The 17,046-nt window shown below is 53.9% G+C and carries 12 protein-coding genes; 9 read left to right on the plus strand and 3 right to left on the minus strand.

All coding sequences use genetic code 11. The features are described from left to right. Positions 1-247: 247 nt before the first annotated feature. Positions 248-1,561, plus strand: a complete 1,314-nt coding sequence (locus BUA93_RS09890) for a poly(ethylene terephthalate) hydrolase family protein (protein WP_254793936.1) — start codon at positions 248-250, stop codon at positions 1,559-1,561. A gap of 136 nt (positions 1,562-1,697) precedes the next feature. Beyond that, positions 1,698-2,927, plus strand: coding sequence for a glycogen synthase (gene glgA / locus BUA93_RS09895; RefSeq protein ID WP_072979013.1), 1,230 nt, complete (start codon positions 1,698-1,700; stop codon positions 2,925-2,927). On the opposite strand, the gene BUA93_RS09900 is transcribed toward glgA, so the two are convergent. Next, on the minus strand, positions 2,928-4,775 hold the full coding sequence (locus BUA93_RS09900; RefSeq protein WP_072979513.1) for a protein-disulfide reductase DsbD family protein: 1,848 nt from the start codon (positions 4,773-4,775) through the stop codon (positions 2,928-2,930). It lies immediately after the preceding gene. A gap of 180 nt (positions 4,776-4,955) precedes the next feature. On the opposite strand from BUA93_RS09900, the gene BUA93_RS09905 reads away from it, so the two are divergent. The 4 genes from BUA93_RS09905 to BUA93_RS09920 are packed head-to-tail and all read left to right on the plus strand — an operon-like array spanning position 4,956 to position 9,546. Further along, positions 4,956-5,567 (plus strand): RNA polymerase sigma factor, encoded by a 612-nt coding sequence (locus tag BUA93_RS09905; RefSeq protein ID WP_072979014.1) that lies wholly within the window; start codon positions 4,956-4,958, stop codon positions 5,565-5,567. Between the two features lie 9 nt (positions 5,568-5,576). Then, a complete protein-coding gene (locus BUA93_RS09910) occupies positions 5,577-7,715 on the plus strand; it encodes a T9SS type B sorting domain-containing protein (protein WP_072979015.1) in 2,139 nt (712 codons plus the stop codon). Between the two features lie 17 nt (positions 7,716-7,732). Beyond that, a complete protein-coding gene (locus BUA93_RS09915; protein WP_175547419.1) occupies positions 7,733-8,227 on the plus strand; it encodes a hypothetical protein in 495 nt (164 codons plus the stop codon). A gap of 14 nt (positions 8,228-8,241) precedes the next feature. After that, entirely contained in the window at positions 8,242-9,546 is a 1,305-nt protein-coding gene (locus BUA93_RS09920; RefSeq protein WP_072979017.1) for a CCA tRNA nucleotidyltransferase, read from the plus strand. 349 nt (positions 9,547-9,895) lie between these two features. Here BUA93_RS09920 and BUA93_RS09925 read toward each other — a convergent pair whose 3' ends face one another. Then, entirely contained in the window at positions 9,896-10,999 is a 1,104-nt protein-coding gene (locus tag BUA93_RS09925; RefSeq protein WP_072979018.1) for a glycosyltransferase, read from the minus strand. A 96-nt stretch (positions 11,000-11,095) separates the two neighbouring features. On the opposite strand from BUA93_RS09925, the gene lpxA reads away from it, so the two are divergent. Then, positions 11,096-11,863 carry an acyl-ACP--UDP-N-acetylglucosamine O-acyltransferase gene (gene lpxA / locus BUA93_RS09930; protein WP_072979019.1) on the plus strand — a complete coding sequence of 256 codons (768 nt, stop codon included), beginning with the start codon at positions 11,096-11,098 and terminating at the stop codon, positions 11,861-11,863. A gap of 474 nt (positions 11,864-12,337) precedes the next feature. Then, a complete protein-coding gene (locus BUA93_RS09940; protein ID WP_072979021.1) occupies positions 12,338-14,539 on the plus strand; it encodes a cellulase family glycosylhydrolase in 2,202 nt (733 codons plus the stop codon). 417 nt (positions 14,540-14,956) lie between these two features. Here the strand turns inward: BUA93_RS09940 and BUA93_RS09945 are convergent, their stop codons facing one another. After that, entirely contained in the window at positions 14,957-16,096 is a 1,140-nt protein-coding gene (locus tag BUA93_RS09945) for a glycoside hydrolase family 5 protein (protein WP_072979022.1), read from the minus strand. A gap of 216 nt (positions 16,097-16,312) precedes the next feature. On the opposite strand from BUA93_RS09945, the gene BUA93_RS09950 reads away from it, so the two are divergent. Next, a complete protein-coding gene (locus tag BUA93_RS09950) occupies positions 16,313-17,038 on the plus strand; it encodes a CIA30 family protein (RefSeq protein WP_072979023.1) in 726 nt (241 codons plus the stop codon). The last annotated feature ends 8 nt before the right edge of the window (positions 17,039-17,046 follow it).

Raw genomic sequence — 17,046 nt, forward strand, 5'->3', positions numbered from 1 at the left:
CAATCCCGAAGCGTAACTCAGCGGAATCAATAACTTTGACGGAGAAATTCCGAGTTTCCTCGACCATATTTTTACGACATCGTTTGTATTCTCAAATTTACAACTTTTGGGGAGGTTTGCAACCGAGACCCTTATTGACAAATCGTCAACGGCGCTTGGATTTTTTGTCCATGGGAAAAAAATTCGGGGTGTTTTTTCAGCTTTTTTTCAAGGTATCTTTATATCGGTGTTGGAAAAAGGAGTCACAATGAAAACGATGTTCTTTAAGAATTTGGCAAGGGGCTTTGTGATAGCGGGTGCTGTCATGGCCTTAGTGAGCTGCGACAGTTCTACTGCTGCGAACGACAATCAGAATACTGCAAATCCGACAGCGGCTTCCCCCGCGACGGATAATCCTGCCAATCCCGGCAATCCTACGAATCCGACCGATCCTGCAACGGATCCGGCCCAGGGTGGTGCTGGCGATCCGGCTTTGAATCCGGCCGATCCCGCTCAGCAGGGAACGGATTCTCTCGTTAATCCAGATGATCCTTGGGCGGACCCTTGTGTGGCCTCTAGCTTGCCGAACGCTTGTGGCGATGAACCCGTTCATGGTATGATAGATACGATTTTGACGCCGGTTTCCAGCAGCTCCGAAGGCATCGCTGATCCTGTTCCGCTTTCCAGTTCCAGCGCTAGCGAAATTCCGGCAAGCTCGGCGGCCGAAGTTTCTTCTTCCAGCGAAGAAGCGAAGCCCGCCGTGCCTAAAATTTTCCTCGCGAACGACAAGGAAGAAGAAAAGAACTATGTGGAAGTCGAGTACAAGACGAATACCGGCTGGGATGGGGAAGGAATCCTTGCGTACCCCAAGCGCTTGACCGACAATCCGGACCAGAAACACGCCGTCGTGGTATGGGGCCCCGGTGGTGGTACAAAACCGAGTGCTTACGAAGGCATGATTCGTAGACTCGCTTCCCACGGCTTTGTGGTGGTTGCCCTCAAGGAATCTCCGGGTAATGCGACCCAGGCTATCAAGGCTCTCGACTGGCTGGATGGGCTGAACAAGGATTCGAATAGTCCGTTGTTTGGCAAACTCGACATGAATACGGTCGGTTGCTCGGGCCACTCTATGGGTGGTCTTGAATCCGAACAGGCCCTCATCAAGGACAGGCGCGTGCTTACCGCATTCCTCAACAACAGCGGAGACTGGGACGGTGTCGGAGCCATGAAGGTGGCGACCGACCGGACTATAGCTATCCTCTACGGTGAAGGCGGCATGGAACGCGGCAACGCCGAGAACGATTACAACAACGCAAATGTCAAGGCGCCTGCATGCCTTATCCAGATGACGGGTGGCAAGGGTACCGAATGCTACGAAGTCGCTCCTGGCCGCAGGGAATGCGGTTACGGTCACGGTTCCGGTTCCTGGGACGGCATGGCCGCTACGGTTGCCTGGATGCGCTGGCACCTCGGTGGCGAGGAATGGCGCAAGGCGGACTTTGTCGGCACGAGCGGCAAGTACATCAACGGAAACATCGCCGGCCACGATGGCAAGTGGAAAGGCCAGTGTAAGAATTTTTAAGAAACTCCACACTCACTCCTTACACCCCGTCCGAATGGGCGGGGTGTTTTCTTTAAGAATGCCTTGCCATCCTTTTTGCTTTTTTTATAATTATTGATGAAAACAAACCACTCTTTACTCCTAACCGACTACTATTATGAACGCTGCAATTTTGACGAACGAATTCCCGCCTGAAATTTATGGCGGTGCCGGTATCCACGTGAAGTTCCTGACGCAGGAACTTGCAAAGCTTTGCCACATCGAGGCGCGCTGCTTTGGAGTTCAGAACGTGGACGAAAACAATATCCACGCGCTCGGCTTTTCGCGCAAGCTCGGGCTCAACCCCGAAGACGACCGCTTCCAGAAAATTTTCAAGCCGCTTGATATCGACCTCCAGTGGGCGGCTTCGCTCAAGGATATCGACGTGATTCATTGCCATACGTGGTACAGCCACTTTGGCGGCGTGCTCGCTAGCCGTCTTCTGCAGTGCCCGTTGATTTTGACGACGCATTCGCTGGAACCGCACCGTCCGTGGAAGGCGGAGCAGCTGGGTGACGGCGGTTACGCCATGAGTTGCTGGATTGAACGCACCGCTTACGAAGCTGCCGATGGCGTGATTGCCGTGAGTGAGGGCATGAAGCGCGACGTGATGAAGCTTTACGGCGTTCCCGAAGACCGCGTCAAGGTAATCTACAACGGTATCGATCCGGATTTCTATGCGCCGACTTTCGACGAAAAAATCCTTACCAAGTGGGGTGTAGACCCGAAGCGTCCTTATGTGCTGTTCGTGGGTCGCATTACGCGCCAGAAGGGCATCAGCCAGCTGATCCAGGCGATTCCGCAGATCGACAAGAGTGCCCAGGTGGTGCTCTGCGCCGGTGCCCCCGATACCATTGAACTTGCCGACGAATGTAAGGCCCTCATCGAAGAGGTACAGAAGACTCGCGACGGCGTGGTGTGGATTCAGGAAGCCGTTCCGCATGAAGAACTCCGCGTGCTTTACAGCCATGCGACCGTGTTCGCGACACCTTCCCTTTACGAACCGTTCGGCATCATCAACCTCGAAGCCATGAGCTGCGGTACTCCGGTGGTGGGTTCTGCGGTGGGCGGCATTCCCGAAATCATCGTGGACGGCGAAACCGGATTCCTGGTGCCGCTCAAGGCGAAGTCTGAAACCGACTTTGAACCGGCCGACCCGAAGGCTTTCCAGACTGATTTTGCGAACAAGCTTAACAAGATTCTCGAAAACCCAGAACTTGCGAAGAAGATGGGCGAAGTCAGCCGCAAGCGCGCCATCGACGTGTTCAGCTGGAAGTCAATCGCCCAGCAGACCTTCGACTTCTACCAGGAATGCATTGACCGCTATAAACGCGAAGGCAAGCGGTAGTTACTTTCCTACAATTTTCTCCACAATCGCTGCTGTCGTGAGCAATTCCGGCAGCACGATTTGTTTTGTGGCATCACCTGCGGGGTAGATGGCATAAGCGGGCACGCCCGATTTTCCCATGCTTTTAAGGAGCGCGTTCACCTCGGGGGTTTCGCGGGTCCAGTCGGCTTTCACGAGGGCGACACCGAGGCTGTCCATGGCATGGCGGAATTCGTCACGGTTGAGGACTGCGGCTTCGTTCGTCTTGCAGGTGAGGCACCAGTCGGCGGTCGCATCGATGAACACGGTGCGTTTCGCCTTCGCGAATTCTTCGATGAGCGCGGGGCTGTAACGGTACCAACCGTCGGCTGTCATCTGTTCCTGCATACGGGCGTTAAAGTGTTCCGTAGCGGCTGCATCGTATTGCGGGGCGATGACTGCAAACCAGACGGCCGCAATAACAACGATGCTTCCTCCGAGGGTTATGAGTTCGCGTTTAAAGGCTGCTCCCGGCGGCGCGAATTTTCCGACAATAATGCTCCCTCCGATGCTTGCCGCCACGACAACGGCGAACATCCCGACGCCTGCCATTCCCGCCTGTTCGTTTACAAGCCAAAGAAGCCATGCGACGGTCGCGAGGAGCAATACGCCCATCACCTTTTGCAGGCGAACCATCCACGCTCCCGGTTTCGGGAATACCTTGAGGATTTTCGGGAAGGCGCTCACGAGTATGTAGGGGAGGGCGAGCCCGAGACCCGCCGCCGTAAAGAAAAGGAACAGCACCGGGGTGCTGGCGGTGAAGGCGAATCCCATGGCGGTGCCGAGGAAGGGCGCCGAACAGGGCGTACTTAAAAGAACGAGCAGTGCGCCGGTAAAGAAGGCTCCAGCGAGTCCTGCCTTGTGTCCCGCGGCATCCATCCTGGTGGTGGCGTTCCACGGAAGCCAGATTTCAAAGATGCCGAAGAAGCTCATGGCAAATGCGGTCAGAATCACCACCATGAAGGCGATGAAACCTGCGCTCTGGAATTGCATGCCCCAGCCCGCGGACCCGCCGCCGGCCTTGACGGCGGCGACGACGGCGGCCAGCACCCAAAAACTCACGAGGATGCCCGCCGTCGTGGCTCCTCCCAAGGCGAGGAGCCGTCCGCGACTTTCACCAGCCTGCTTAATCAGGCTGAACAACTTAAGAGAAAGCACCGGCAGCACGCACGGCATCAGGTTCAGGATAATTCCGCCGATAAAAGCGAAGAACAACAGCGCCAATACCCCGGCGCGGTTCTCCGACGCAACACTGCCGCGGTCCCCCGACGCAAAACCGTCAAGGTCCCCCGACGCATTCCCCTCTACTTCAGGGTCGTTTTTTTTTGTGGTTCCGTCCAGAGAACTGTTGTCGGTCGCGTTCTCGATGGTAAACTTGCTGGCCGATTTCGCGGCGGTCCCGTTCCCGGCAGATTTCCCGTCAAGCCGGATCGTCTTGCTTGCCGGTGCCAAACAAATCGAATTGTCGCACGCCTGGTAGTGGAACGTCACCTCGGTTCCGAGGCTGTCGTAGCCCGCTTCCGAACCGTCGCCGTTCTTCGCGACGCCCTTTACCGGGATTTCGACGGTGAACGTCCCGCGGAATGTCAGGATTTCAAGTTCCAGCGCCTCGTTGTATTCCCGGATGGGGGCAGGCCACACGGCATCGCCGAATTCTATTCCTTCCGCCTTGACTTCAATCGAGGAGGGTTTCAGGAATTCGTCGGTCACCTCGTTCGCGTTCACGTGCCACTTGTCCGGCACGGTAATGCTTACGGTTATTTTTCCCCCGTCCTTCAGTGCTCCGGCGCTATATTCCATGAGCATGTCCGGAGGCGGCATCGAGTTCATGTTGAACTCTTCCGCTTGCACGGATTGCGGATAAATTATGCTAAAAAGGAACAAAATAAAAAAAGTGGCGGATTCTTGCAAACAGTTGTTTGCAAAATGACGATTTTTCTTTTTTATATCTTTTATTTTCATAAATTTATTCTTAACTGAAAGATTGCTGTCGAAATTCCGGTTTGTGAAATGTCCAAATCAAGAATTTTAACAGAACAGCCTCCCAATTGGGTAGAAAAGGTGTGGCGCAAGAACGCTACTCAAATTTACAAACTCTGCTGCGCCCGGAGTAAGGATACCGACCACGCAAAGGATCTTTTTCAAGAGGTAGCCCTTCGATTCTGCCGATCGGCGAATGTCCTCGATCATGAAAAACCCATTTTTCCCTGGTTTATGACGGTTATCCGGAATACGCATCGCGATCTCCACCGCAAGAACCGCCGAATAGTCCGCCTTACGGATGTTATGGAATCGGGGGCAAAGTATTCTGCAGGGAAAATCGAGCGTGAAATATGCGAGAACCGTCGCTTCCTTTTTGTGCGTAACCAGCTAGACAAGTTGATGAAGCCTCTCACCGCAGCCGAGAAAATGGCGGTGGAGTTCTCGAGCATTGGCGGAATACGTGCCGAGGAGGCGAGTCTCTTTTGCGGCACGGACAAGGGTACATTCTTCAAGCGGAAGGCGTCGGCATTCAAAAAAATGCGCGAGAAGCGCGATATCTACCTGTCGTTATTGAAAAAGAGCGATTCTGCAAGCCCAAAATTAGATGACTTGCTCGCGCGTGCGAGTGAATTTTCGTAATTTTAAAGGGTGAAGTTTTCGCTAATTGCAATCGTGCTTATATTTACGGTTCAGCTGTTCGCCGCTGACCGTTGGGGAGCCTTTTCCGACCCGTTCCCCATTTATGATGTTGTTCCCTATGGTGACAACGGAATCATGCTCGCGACCGACGGGGGACTCCGTTTTCGCACCTTGGAGGGCGACCGTGTTTTTCTCTCGCACGACGGCTTGGAAACGTCGGCGTTCTATTCTGTCGTTTCCTCTCCGCTAGGGACATTCGCCGTTTCCGAATATGGTATCGTGGTGGCCATCAATGGCGATGGCAACACATGGCGGGTCCTCAACCGATCCTATGTCAAGAATAATGTCCGCGCGGTTCCCCGCGGGGCCGTTCTGGGGAAGAACATCCTGGTTATCGCGTTCGAAGACCGTCTTGCCTTTTTTGACCTTTTCAAGTCGACATCGCTCCTGACCGTCGAACGGATCGGTAACTATCCGCTGCAGATGAACCCGCTACGGCAACTGGCTGTACACGGGGACACTCTTTATGTCAAGACGGAACGGGCATCCTATTCCCGCGTCATGGACTGGGATAATCTGGCCTCGGACATTCACCTTAGCGATGCCGCTTCCTGGAACCTGCTCGCAGCGGAAAATGCAGTTCCCGAGTTCGCACCGTGGGATTCTACCAAGGTTGTTGCGGGTGAAGAGATTCTGACGGAATCGTTCCTGTTCGACAACAACGGTTGCCGTGTCCGCTGGACCGTGCGCTCGAAGGACGGGTACTTCCTGGTGGGGCCTTACACGATTTTGTTCTTGCATGACCAGGGAACTCCGAGAATTGTGGAGTTGCCTTACGAGCGCTACACCTTGGGCGAGGCCTACGAACTTCAGGCTATGCCTATGGGCGGAATCCTTGCCGCTTCTGTTGACGGAAAGATTGGCTATGCCAAAACGACGGGCTGGCGTGAGCCCGAATATGTCTTTGGCGGGCTGGGGAACGGCTTTAATGCCTATTCGGCTAGGATGAAGGTTTTGTCGGTTCTTCCGGACGGGACGGTGTTCAACCATATATGGGGCTTTGTTTACCAGATTTTTTCCCATTGGGGAACGGAGCTGGAGTATTCCTTTAAACCGACAGACGGGTACTGTTTTGATAACTATCTCGAGAACTTCCCCATTTCCCAGTTTGTGGTTCCCGCTCCCGACAATTCGGGATTCCTGACGGCGACGGGGAGCAACTCCGGTTACAGCATCGTTTACTTTACCAAGAATGGCGATGTCCGCTGCGCGAAGAATATCGGTAAGGAGCCGGTGCCCGGTCCGATGTACGCGACGGTCGACGAGAACGGTTCCTGGGTCATCTACGTGGCAAGCAAGCAAGGGACTGCTCTTGCCGACTTGGGCGGCGTGGATATGTACGTGTTTCCTGCCCCAAGGTCGAATGGTGGGGAACTTTCGAATGGGACTTCCAAGACTTTCAGGGGAATTAATCCTGCTCCCCTGGACATGGTTTACAACTCGGTCAAAAAACGCCTCTGGATAGTTTCTATGTCGAACCTGGCGTATCTTGATACCGATCGCGATAGCTTGATCGTTCCGTCTTCTACAAACGGTCTTCGCGGTGTCGAGTATACGTCGATCGATGCGGATGTCCACGGGAATATCTGGGTGGGCACTACGGGCCACGGGGTGTACCGCTTGACGCAAAAGAAGTCGTCTCCGGACACGCTTTCGGTTGTCAATTATAATTCCCGTAACGGCTTGCTCAGCGACAATGTTTCCGACGTGGCGATCGATGCCGTCGATGGTATCGCCTGGTTTGCGCACGAAAGGGGAATCAGTTACTACCAGCGCAACGACCTCAAGGATGCGAGTGCGAACTTGACGGATTCGACTCGGGTTCTGTTCCGGGCTTATCCGGTTCCCTTCAGGCCCAAGGAACACGCCTTCTTCATTATCGAGGGCTTTACGGAAAATGCAGTCGTGAGCATCTATAACCGCGGCGGTGCGCTCATCCGGACCTTTAAGGGCGACGATGTCCTGGGAGGTCGCCTTGAGTGGAACGGTAGGGACAAGAGCGGCAAGCTCGTGGCTCCGGGCGTCTACTATTATGTTGTCAATAACGGCCCCAAAAAGAAGAAGGGCAAGTTCATCATCGTTCATTAGGTTTGAAGAGGTCTTTCATGAATCGTCTTGTATTGTGGATGTCCGTTGCCGCTGTTGCCGCGGTAGCGACTTTGGTCGGCTGCGCGGGTGAACGCCAGGGGCTTGTTTGCGACGAGATGGAATACCGTCTGAATACCATGACCTATTCGCCGGACCAGCGCGCCTACGCCGAAGAGGAATTGCGTGTCTGCCGCGAGCAGGAAGCCGAGAAAAAGGCGGCGGGTGCCGCGACGCGCCAGAGCATCTATGACCGCTTCGCCGCATCGGATTCTTCAAAATCCAAGTCCGCTGCCGCAGACAATTCGAACGGTTCAGCTTCCGAAAAGGCATCCGGTGCAAGCGATGACGTCTCCGTCTCCGAGGCGCTCAAGGATTCCTCGGGCGAAAAGACGGTGAGCATCTATGACCGTTACAAGAACGTAGAACCTTCTGCGGAAAACGCCCCGGCTGAAAGCCCTGCTGCTGAAACCGCCGCCGATACCTCCGCGGCCGACGTCGGAAACTTTCAGTAAGGTGGATGCTGTAAATGGCAAAAATTCAGACTCTTGCCGGTGAATGGTTCGAACCGGATTTGCCGGGGCGCCTCCTCAAGATTGCAAACGATATCCGCGAAGCGGGTGGTCGCGCCTATTTGGTGGGCGGCTGGGTCCGCGACGCTCTTTTAGGCAAGTCCTGCCGCGATTACGACGTGGAAGTCTACGACATGGCGCAGGACGCGCTGGTCCCGATTCTTTCGAAGTACGGCCGCACGAATCTGGTCGGCAAGGCGTTCGGCGTCATTCACCTCGCCATGAAGGGGCTTTCGCTCGACTTCTCCTTCCCGCGTACCGAAAGCAAGGTCGGCTACGGGCACCGCGGCTTCGTGGTGCATACCGACGAAAAACTCAGCTTCAAGGAAGCGGCCCTCCGCCGCGATTTTACCATCAACGCCATGGGCATGGAACTGCCGGATCTCACGCTCTGCGATCCGTACGGCGGTATCGATGACCTGAAGACGCATACGCTGCGTCATGTGGGGCCTGCCTTTGCCGAAGACTCCCTGCGCATCTTGCGCGGCGTGCAATTTGCAAGCCGCTTCGGTTGCACGCTCGCGCCTTCTACGGTAGAACTATGCCGCACGCTTTCGCTGGACGACCTTTCTGTGGAACGCCTGTTCGAGGAATTCAAGAAGTGGCTTTTAAAGCCGGGCAAGCCTTCTCTTGGCCTAAAGGCTTTTTTGGATATCAAGCTCGACGAATATTTCCCCGAAATCCGTCCGTTCGAAAATTCCTGGGACGCGCTTGGCGCTGTCCTCGACAGCATGGCTTCGCTGCGCGACGCCTGCCTTGCGAGAAATGGCCCCTGCTCCCTTTCGGAAGCGCAGACGATGGAATTCGCCTTCGCGGCGCTTCTTGCGGGTAGCGCCGAAACTTCGCTAAAGTTCCTAGAACGCATCACGAACGAGGTGCATCTCCTGAAGATTGTCCCGCCGCTCCTGAAATCGTTCCGCGAAATCGCCCCTTCGATTGTGGAAGATGCTCCTGCACTCCGCCGCCTCGCGGTAAAGCTCGGCGGCCTGAAGCTCCTTTGCCTGCTGGTCCAATGCGCCCCTCGCGAATTCTTCGCAACCGACTGTGACTTCGCCGAAAAACTGTGGCGCTCCGCCGCCGAATACGACCTGCTCGAAGCAGCCCCGCAGCCCTACCTCACGGGCAAGATGCTCATGGACCTGGGCGTGAAACCGGGAAAGCAGATGGGTGACATCATCAAGGCGAGTTTCGAACTACAACTCGACGGCAAGATTGCGAATGCCGAAGCCGCCCTCGCCTGGGCGAAAGAGATTATTGCCTAGTCATTCTCGATGCTGCCTCCAAATTTACCTATAAAAAGGGGAGAAAAGAGACTTTTATAGGTAAGCGGATTATTCTTTTTTTCTAGGCGTACCTATAAACTTTGAAAAAAATCCTTTTTATAGGTACGTTTTCTTGATTTTGCAAACAAATTAATTTCTTTGTACCTATAAAACAGCTATATTGGACCTCGTTTATAGGTGTCATTATTGCTTCAGCCATTCAATGACGCGACAAGCATTCTTTTTTTGTCTTTTTCATACCTATAAAACGACCGTAAAAGCTTTGTTTATAGGTACAAAACCTCAAAAAGTGCCTTCGCGAGACCCTATTTCAGAAAAAAACGTTTGATTACTTCCACCTGAACATGCCCGTAATGCCTGCCGGCACGGCGAACACAATCATCGGAATCTGGATGATTTCGGTGGGCAAGAACGCAAGCATCTTGCGCTTGGAATGCAACTTCCAAGAAGCGATCATCAGGAACACAAAGTCCACGACCACCTTCGGCAAGATGCTGAATACGCACCACTGCCACGGGCAATCCAAAAAGAGCACGCACCAGGGGCTAATGAACATCCAGATGTAGTAGGTGTAAATCAGCGTGAGCATCAGGATGTATGCCTTGCTTTCGTAGTTGGTGCCGTTGCTGCTCCAGCGGGCGCGTTGGTTAAAGAGCTGCTTCCAGGTGTGTACCGGGGCCGTTTCGATCACGGCGTCCTTGTCCAGGTTGTAACAGACCTTGGTGCCGGGGATTTTCATCATCTTGTGGATGAGCATGTCGTCGTCGCCGCTCGAAAGGTTCACCAAGTCGCCGAAACCGCCCACGGCAAAGAACAAATCCTTTTTGTAGGCAAGGCAGGCGGCGCTTGCTACGATGGGGTGTCCCCAGCTGAATCCGGCGGCTTCCATGGCGGTGTAGCCGAGCGTTTCCAGTTTCTGGTAAAGGTGCGGCATCGTACGGCTACCGTTGTTCTGCTTGGGCCCCTGCACAATGCATATACCGTCTACAAAGCGGCCCGCCATCGCGGTAATCCAGCTCTTGCGCGGGATGCAGTCGGCGTCCATGGTCAAAAGCACTTCGTACTTAGCAATCTTGAAAGCGCTTTCCAGCGCACGTTTCTTGGGGCTTGCAATCTGCGGTAAATCCGGCGAAAGGGAAAGCACTTTGAATTTCGGGTGGGTGGCCGCAAACTTTTCGAGAATTTCCTTGGTGGAATCCGTCGAGCGGTCGTCGACGCAAATCACTTCCCACTGGCCCATGTAATCCTGCTCGGCTAGAGCTTCCAACGTGCGCTGCGCGAATTCCTCTTCGTTCCTCATCGGCACCACGACCGTGACACTCGGAGTAGCCTTCGGGCCCCTGTAACGGTGCGTGCGGATAACTCCTATAATAAAGAATAGGAACAACAGCACGTATAATGCGGTAAGGCTCGCGATGATAATACCACCCATGTGCTTAAAGTTAGAAAAATCGGAATTCGGATTTCGGAATTCGGAATTGTATTTTCTAATTTTTAACTCTGAACTCCGAATTCTGAATTCATAAGTATGATCCATCCTTCCGCATTTGTTCATCCGCAGGCCAAAGTCCACGAATCCGCCGTTATTGGCCCTTGGTGTCTGGTCGATGCTGGTGCCGAAATTGCTGAAGGAGTCGTTCTGGAATCCCGCGTACATGTTTACGGAGGGGTTTCCATCGGCAAGAATACGCATGTGTATGACGGTGCAATCCTCGGTGGCCCTCCGCAAGACTTGAAGTATGCGGGCGAACCGACCCGTCTCGAAATTGGCGAAAACTGCACCATCCGCGAATATTGCACGCTAAACCGCGGTACGGTGCAGGGGGGCGGTTGTACCCGTGTGGCTAGCAAAGTGCTTGTGATGGCCTATTCGCATATCGCCCATGACTGTGACATCCGCACGGGCGTCGTTATCGCAAACAGCTGCCAACTGGGCGGCCACGTGCGTATCGGTGAATATGCGACTATCGGTGGCGTTACCGCCATCCAGCAGCGCAATCAGGTGGGCGCCTACGCTTTCGTGGGTGGCACGCACAAGGTGGATCGCGACGTTCCGCCGTGCGCCAAGGCGTCCGGCAACCCCATTCGCTTCGGTGCGCTGAACCTGCATGCCCTGCGGCTGCATCCGGAAAGTTTCCCCGAAGAACGCATTCAGGCGCTTTCCCGCGCCTACCGCGAACTTTACCGCAGCGGGCGCCCCGTTGCCGAGGTCATCGAGGAATTCCGGAACGGCCCGGAGCCCCTTTTCCGAGAATTTTTCGACGAACACTGGGGCGGCACCCTCGTCCGTCCCTAAACGCCAGGGCTGTCTAAATTCGGCAGAATCTTTCCCCTGGAGCCGGCCCTCTCGCTTGCACTTTCGTCATCCTGTCGGCCCCCCTCTCACGCCATCCAGGCAGCCCGTCCTCTTACGTCATCCTGGAGGTCCGCAGGACCGACGGCGGACAGCACTTGGCAACGTGTTGCCTTAGTGTGCGCATGGTTCCCGCATGGGGAGGATCCACGCGCAGTCATCCTGGCAGCCCGTCCCCTCACGTCATCCTGGAGGTCCGCAGGACCGACGGGATCCAGACGGAACATTTCTACTCGAAAACTTGCATCTTTTTGATGTACAAATATTTACATACCCGTGATATATATCACTGGGAACACTTTGAAAACGGAAAATGCCCCGGTGTTTACAGTAAGAAACAGAGTTTTTACAAAAAACGCCTCCTAAATAAAAAATAAGTGATTATTTTTACTAGGCAAGTTTTTATAAGAGGTTTTTATGTCCATAGCAAAGAAAATGACCGGCTTCCTCCTGGCGGCATCCTTGTGCTCGTTCGCGGGTCCGGTGAGCCACTTTGGCAAATTGGTGTCTTGCGGATCTGACATCTGTGGTGAAAAAACGGGTACTTCCACTCCCATTCAGCTCAAGGGACCCAGCCTTTTCTGGTCTACGGGCGATCCGGCTGTCCTTTTTGACCCGATTACGGTGGACTGGTTCACGCTCAATTTCGGAATCAGTGTCATTCGTGCCCCGATGGCTATCAAGTACTATGCCGAAAATTCTCAGCCGATTGCTGCATCCGATGGCGCCGACAAGATGGTGACGAGCTATGGTTACCTCTCTACGCCCGATGGCGGTAGCAACTATAAGCTCTTGACCAAGAATTTAATCAAGAAGATTGTGGATGCCGCTATCGAAAACGACATCTACGTGATTGTGGACTGGCATTCCCATAATGCACATTCTGAAACCTCCGAAGCCGCCAATTTCTTTAAGGAAATGGCCACGGAATACAAGGATGTCCCGAACCTGATTTGGGAAATCTATAACGAACCGGTTAGTGCCTCTGCAAGCCAGATCAATTCCTATGCGGAGACCGTAACGGCGGCTATCCGTGGTACGGGTAACGAAAACCTGGTGATTGTCGGTACGAACTTCTATTCTTCCAAGCCCAATGAACAGGCTGCACAGGGCTTGCACAATAAGTACAAGAATATTGCCTATACGCTGCACTTCTATGCTGCTGCAAACCATAACAGCTATCAGAGTAACAAGGCGTCTGGTGCTCCCACGTTTATTACGGAATGGGGCGCAACCGGTGCCGACGGTAATGGCGGCGTGAGCGATGCTTCTGGATGGCGTTCCTGGATGGACCAGAACAAGGTGAGCGGCTGTATGTGGTTCGCCGGTGCAGATGACCAGACTTCTGCCATGTTCCCGACTGGTGCCAACACGGCAAACCTGGATAACTACCTGAGCAGTTTCTCTGGAACGAGCTCCACGGCAGGCGTCTTTGCTGCCTTTATGGGGACCAACAAGTGGACTTCTTTCGTGCCTTCTTCTCACCCGATGGGTAATACCATCAAGGCTTCCATTGCCGAAGGTGCTTCCAAGACCTTCTCGACAGAACTTGGTATCCGCGGTACGATTTCCGAGGTATCCACGAATTCCGGTACCGTAACCAAGACGGACAACTCCATTACTTTCCAGAGTGCCGAATTCGGTTCTCCTGAAAAGGTTGTTATCAATTATTCTGTGACTTCCGGAGACGTTACGACCAAGGAACGCATCGTGATCACGATCACGGACCGTAAGCCGATTCTCAAGGATACTACGATTGCTGTCAGCTACAAGAAGGCTACTAAGCTCACGCTTGCAAAGCTCGGTGCTGTCAACCCGCTTTCCAAGGGTGCATCTGGTCTTTCTGTGACTGCTGCCGAAGTGACTGCCGGTCAGGCTGCCGTTGTGGGTGATACCATCGTCTTTACTCCGGCTGGCGAAGGTCAAGTGACCTTGACCTATACGGCCAAGAATGCTAAGGGCTCCGCAACGGGTAAGGTCACTCTCATTTGCGGTAACATGGCTCCGACGATTTACGCCAAGGCCAATATGGGCAGCAAACCCAATACCGCTCCTGTCGAAATTACGCTCGTGACGATGCGTGCAAACGATGTCGACGGCGATGCAGTCAAGTTCAGGATCGGTTATCTGGACCCGAACTATCCGGGTACCCTTGCCATGAGCGAAGACAGCACCAAGCTCATTTATACCCCCGATGGCGCTCATACGGGTAGTGTGACTATCCTGTCGATCTTGACCGATGGCGTTGCCGATTCCAAGATTGGTTCTGCAGTGTTCAACTTGACGGGTAGCGGTTCGCCGATTTCTGTGGTGGCCCCGACGACGATTCCTGCCGATGTGTATGTGCCGGTATCGATCAAGCAGGTCGCCGCACCGTCTATCGCTTCCAGCCTCAAGGTCGGTCGCGAAAACGTGACCCTGGGCCTCGTCAAGTCCGGCCGAGTCGTCGTGGATATCTACAGTGTCAATGGCCTCCGCGTCAAGACACTGCTTGACCAGAACCTTTCTGCTGGTGTGCACACCGTCGGTTTCGATGCTTCGAGCATCCCGGCTGGCACCTACATCGTGCGCATGCGTCAGGGTTCGATCACCAAGTCTCAGTGGTTCGTAAACCGCTAATCGGTACCCCTAGAACTTAAGAAGAAGCCCGCACTCGTGCGGGCTTCTCTGTTTATGTTACTCCTTATGTCGTCCAGTCAGCCCGCCCCCCCTCGTCATCCTGGAGGTCCGCAGGACCGACGGGATCCAGGAATGGGATAGAATCGGCGGACAGCTTTGGCAATGTGTTGCCTTAGTGCGCATGGTCCCCGCATGGGGGAGGATCCAGGCATAGTCATCCTCGCAACAAATGGTCTCCCCCCGTCGGAAATCATAAGTACGTCCTTCACTGGATCCCCTCCTTCGCGTCGCTCGGTCGAGGATGACTGAAGTGGGACTCTTATGTGTTTGTCCAGACAATTAGGATGACTTTAGGGAACTTTCCACGCAAAAAAACACCCCGGCGAGCCGGGGTGCATGTATACAAGAAGTTTTTTCTTACTTAAGCAGTGCGTTCAGGGTTTCGGTATCGGCCCAGGTTCCGAGTTCCTTGTCGAAGATTTCGTAGCCGCCCACGTTGGTGAATCCCCAGTAGTTCCAGCTGACGTTATACTGCTTGGCGAGCTTTACGAATTGCTGGACCCACTTGACTCTTGATTTGATTCCGCCGCATTCCGTTGCGCCGAATTCGCCGATGTTGATGGGGAGTCCGCCCGGATAGAGTTCGTCGGCAAGGCTGCGCATCTTTTCGAAGTCTTCCGTCATTTTGGTGATTTCGCTGGTCGTGCCTTCCCATGTTGTAATCGTTTCGGGGCACTGATAGTTTTCGCCCTGCAAGGCGTACTGTGCCGGAACGTAGTAATGCGGTGTAAAGATGATGTTGCCGTCTGCGGGGAGCTGCAGCTTGCGGATACCTGTATAGGCGTTGTAGTCGTTGCAGCCGAACATAACGGTCCTTCCGGGATTCAGCTGCCTAATAATCGGGAACACGGTCGCGATCATCTTGTTATGGGCATCCGGCGTGACGCCTTCTCTCGGTTCGTTGAACAGTTCGAATACCAGCCACTGGTCGCTCACGTCGGCAAAGTAGGTGGCGACCTGTTGCCAGATGCCTGCGATGCGGGCGATGTGCGCATCTTGGTTGGCGGCGTCCGTGTCCGTCAGGAAAGACTGGTGGTGGTGCATGTTGATAATGGCCACGAGTCCTGCGGCGTTGATCCAGCCGACCACTTCCTTCACGCGGGCGAGATATTCGGGTGCGATGGTGTAGGGCGCTTCGTTTTCAGCTTCCAGGTCCCAACGGACCGGGAGGCGGATGGAGTTGAACCCGGCGGCGGCAATCGCCTGCACCTGACTCAGTTCCACGGGACCTGCGCCCCAGCAGCTTTCGCAGGTGGCATCGAAGGTGTTGCCCATGTTGATGCCCTTGCCGATGCGGGCGTTCATCGCTTTGCCCAGGGAGTAGTCGATGGCCTGTTTTTGTGGGGTCTGGGATCCGCTAGAAATACTGCTAGAAGAGTCTTCTTTCGAATCCTTTTGGGCCGCGGTAATGTTGCCATCGCCATCGGAGCCGCCACAGGCGCTAAGCGAGAAAGCGAGCGCCGCCAATAAAGTAAGGGATGTGTTCTTGATATTCATACTCTTAATCTAAATTTATTTTTTTACAAAGGGAATGATTGGCTTTTTTTTGTGGTTTACCTGTGTAAACGCAAATGTGCTAGGCGATGATTATTTGTCGCCTTTAAAAATCTATACTTACCATGGCTAAAAGTGCGGAAATGTGGCTTATTAAAGTAATTTAACACTCGTTTATGAGAAAAATAAATTAAATTTCCGCATGATTGGAGATTTTCTATGCGAATACCATCTTTTGCTATCGCTGCAGTTTTGACATCAGTGTCCATTGCTTCGGCTAGTTTTAGTGATTACCGCGACCGTGACGTGTTGCGCTTTACTCCCAAGGAACCTAAGCCGTTCCAGCAGAATAAGGATGTCGCCTCGATTGTGATGCGCGAAGGCATTCCTCGCGGCGGTGGATACACCTACCAGTATCCCCGTGAAAACCCCGAACCGTTTATGACCGATGCCGCCGGTGCCATGGAAGGCGATCTGGCAATGCAGGTCGAACTTATTGCCAGTGACTATTCCGGCGTGGCTATCTGTATTGCGGGTTCTGTCGACCTGACCCCGTATTTCGAAGATGGTGCCCTGGAATTCTGGATCAAGGGTGCCGAAGGCGGTGAAAACGCCCTGTTTGTGCTTCTGGACGACGGCGTCAAGAGCAACGGCGAATCCCTCCAGGTGAAGCTCCGTTCCAAGAGCTTCGGTGACATTACCAAGGAATGGAAACACTTCAGCATCCCCCTCAAGACCTTCGGCGAGACCGGTGTGTACTGGGATGCCAAGAACACCCGCGAAGTCATGCTCCCGTTCAGCTGGGCAAACTTCAAGGGTTTCCGTATCGAAGTCCGTAAAGACGAAAACACCGCGTTTAAGGTCTGGCTGGATGATATCGTCATCAAGAAGACGATGCCTGAATACATGGGCCCGGCCAACTATCCGTTCCGCAATGAGTTTTAATGAGGATT

The organism is Fibrobacter sp. UWH4, assembly GCF_900142475.1.
Lineage (GTDB): Bacteria > Fibrobacterota > Fibrobacteria > Fibrobacterales > Fibrobacteraceae > Fibrobacter.

Bases quoted from the DNA above. Each gene is read 5' to 3' on its own strand.
- BUA93_RS09890 (WP_254793936.1), top strand. From the start codon at position 248: ATGAAAACGATGTTCTTTAAGAATTTGGCAAGGGGCTTTGTGATAGCG.
- glgA (WP_072979013.1), top strand. From the start codon at position 1,698: ATGAACGCTGCAATTTTGACGAACGAATTCCCGCCTGAAATTTATGGC.
- BUA93_RS09900 (WP_072979513.1), bottom strand. From the start codon at position 4,775: ATGAACTCGATGCCGCCTCCGGACATGCTCATGGAATATAGCGCCGGA.
- BUA93_RS09905 (WP_072979014.1), top strand. From the start codon at position 4,956: ATGTCCAAATCAAGAATTTTAACAGAACAGCCTCCCAATTGGGTAGAA.
- BUA93_RS09915 (WP_175547419.1), top strand. From the start codon at position 7,733: ATGAATCGTCTTGTATTGTGGATGTCCGTTGCCGCTGTTGCCGCGGTA.
- BUA93_RS09920 (WP_072979017.1), top strand. From the start codon at position 8,242: ATGGCAAAAATTCAGACTCTTGCCGGTGAATGGTTCGAACCGGATTTG.
- BUA93_RS09925 (WP_072979018.1), bottom strand. From the start codon at position 10,999: ATGGGTGGTATTATCATCGCGAGCCTTACCGCATTATACGTGCTGTTG.
- lpxA (WP_072979019.1), top strand. From the start codon at position 11,096: ATGATCCATCCTTCCGCATTTGTTCATCCGCAGGCCAAAGTCCACGAA.
- BUA93_RS09940 (WP_072979021.1), top strand. From the start codon at position 12,338: ATGTCCATAGCAAAGAAAATGACCGGCTTCCTCCTGGCGGCATCCTTG.
- BUA93_RS09945 (WP_072979022.1), bottom strand. From the start codon at position 16,096: ATGAATATCAAGAACACATCCCTTACTTTATTGGCGGCGCTCGCTTTC.
- BUA93_RS09950 (WP_072979023.1), top strand. From the start codon at position 16,313: ATGCGAATACCATCTTTTGCTATCGCTGCAGTTTTGACATCAGTGTCC.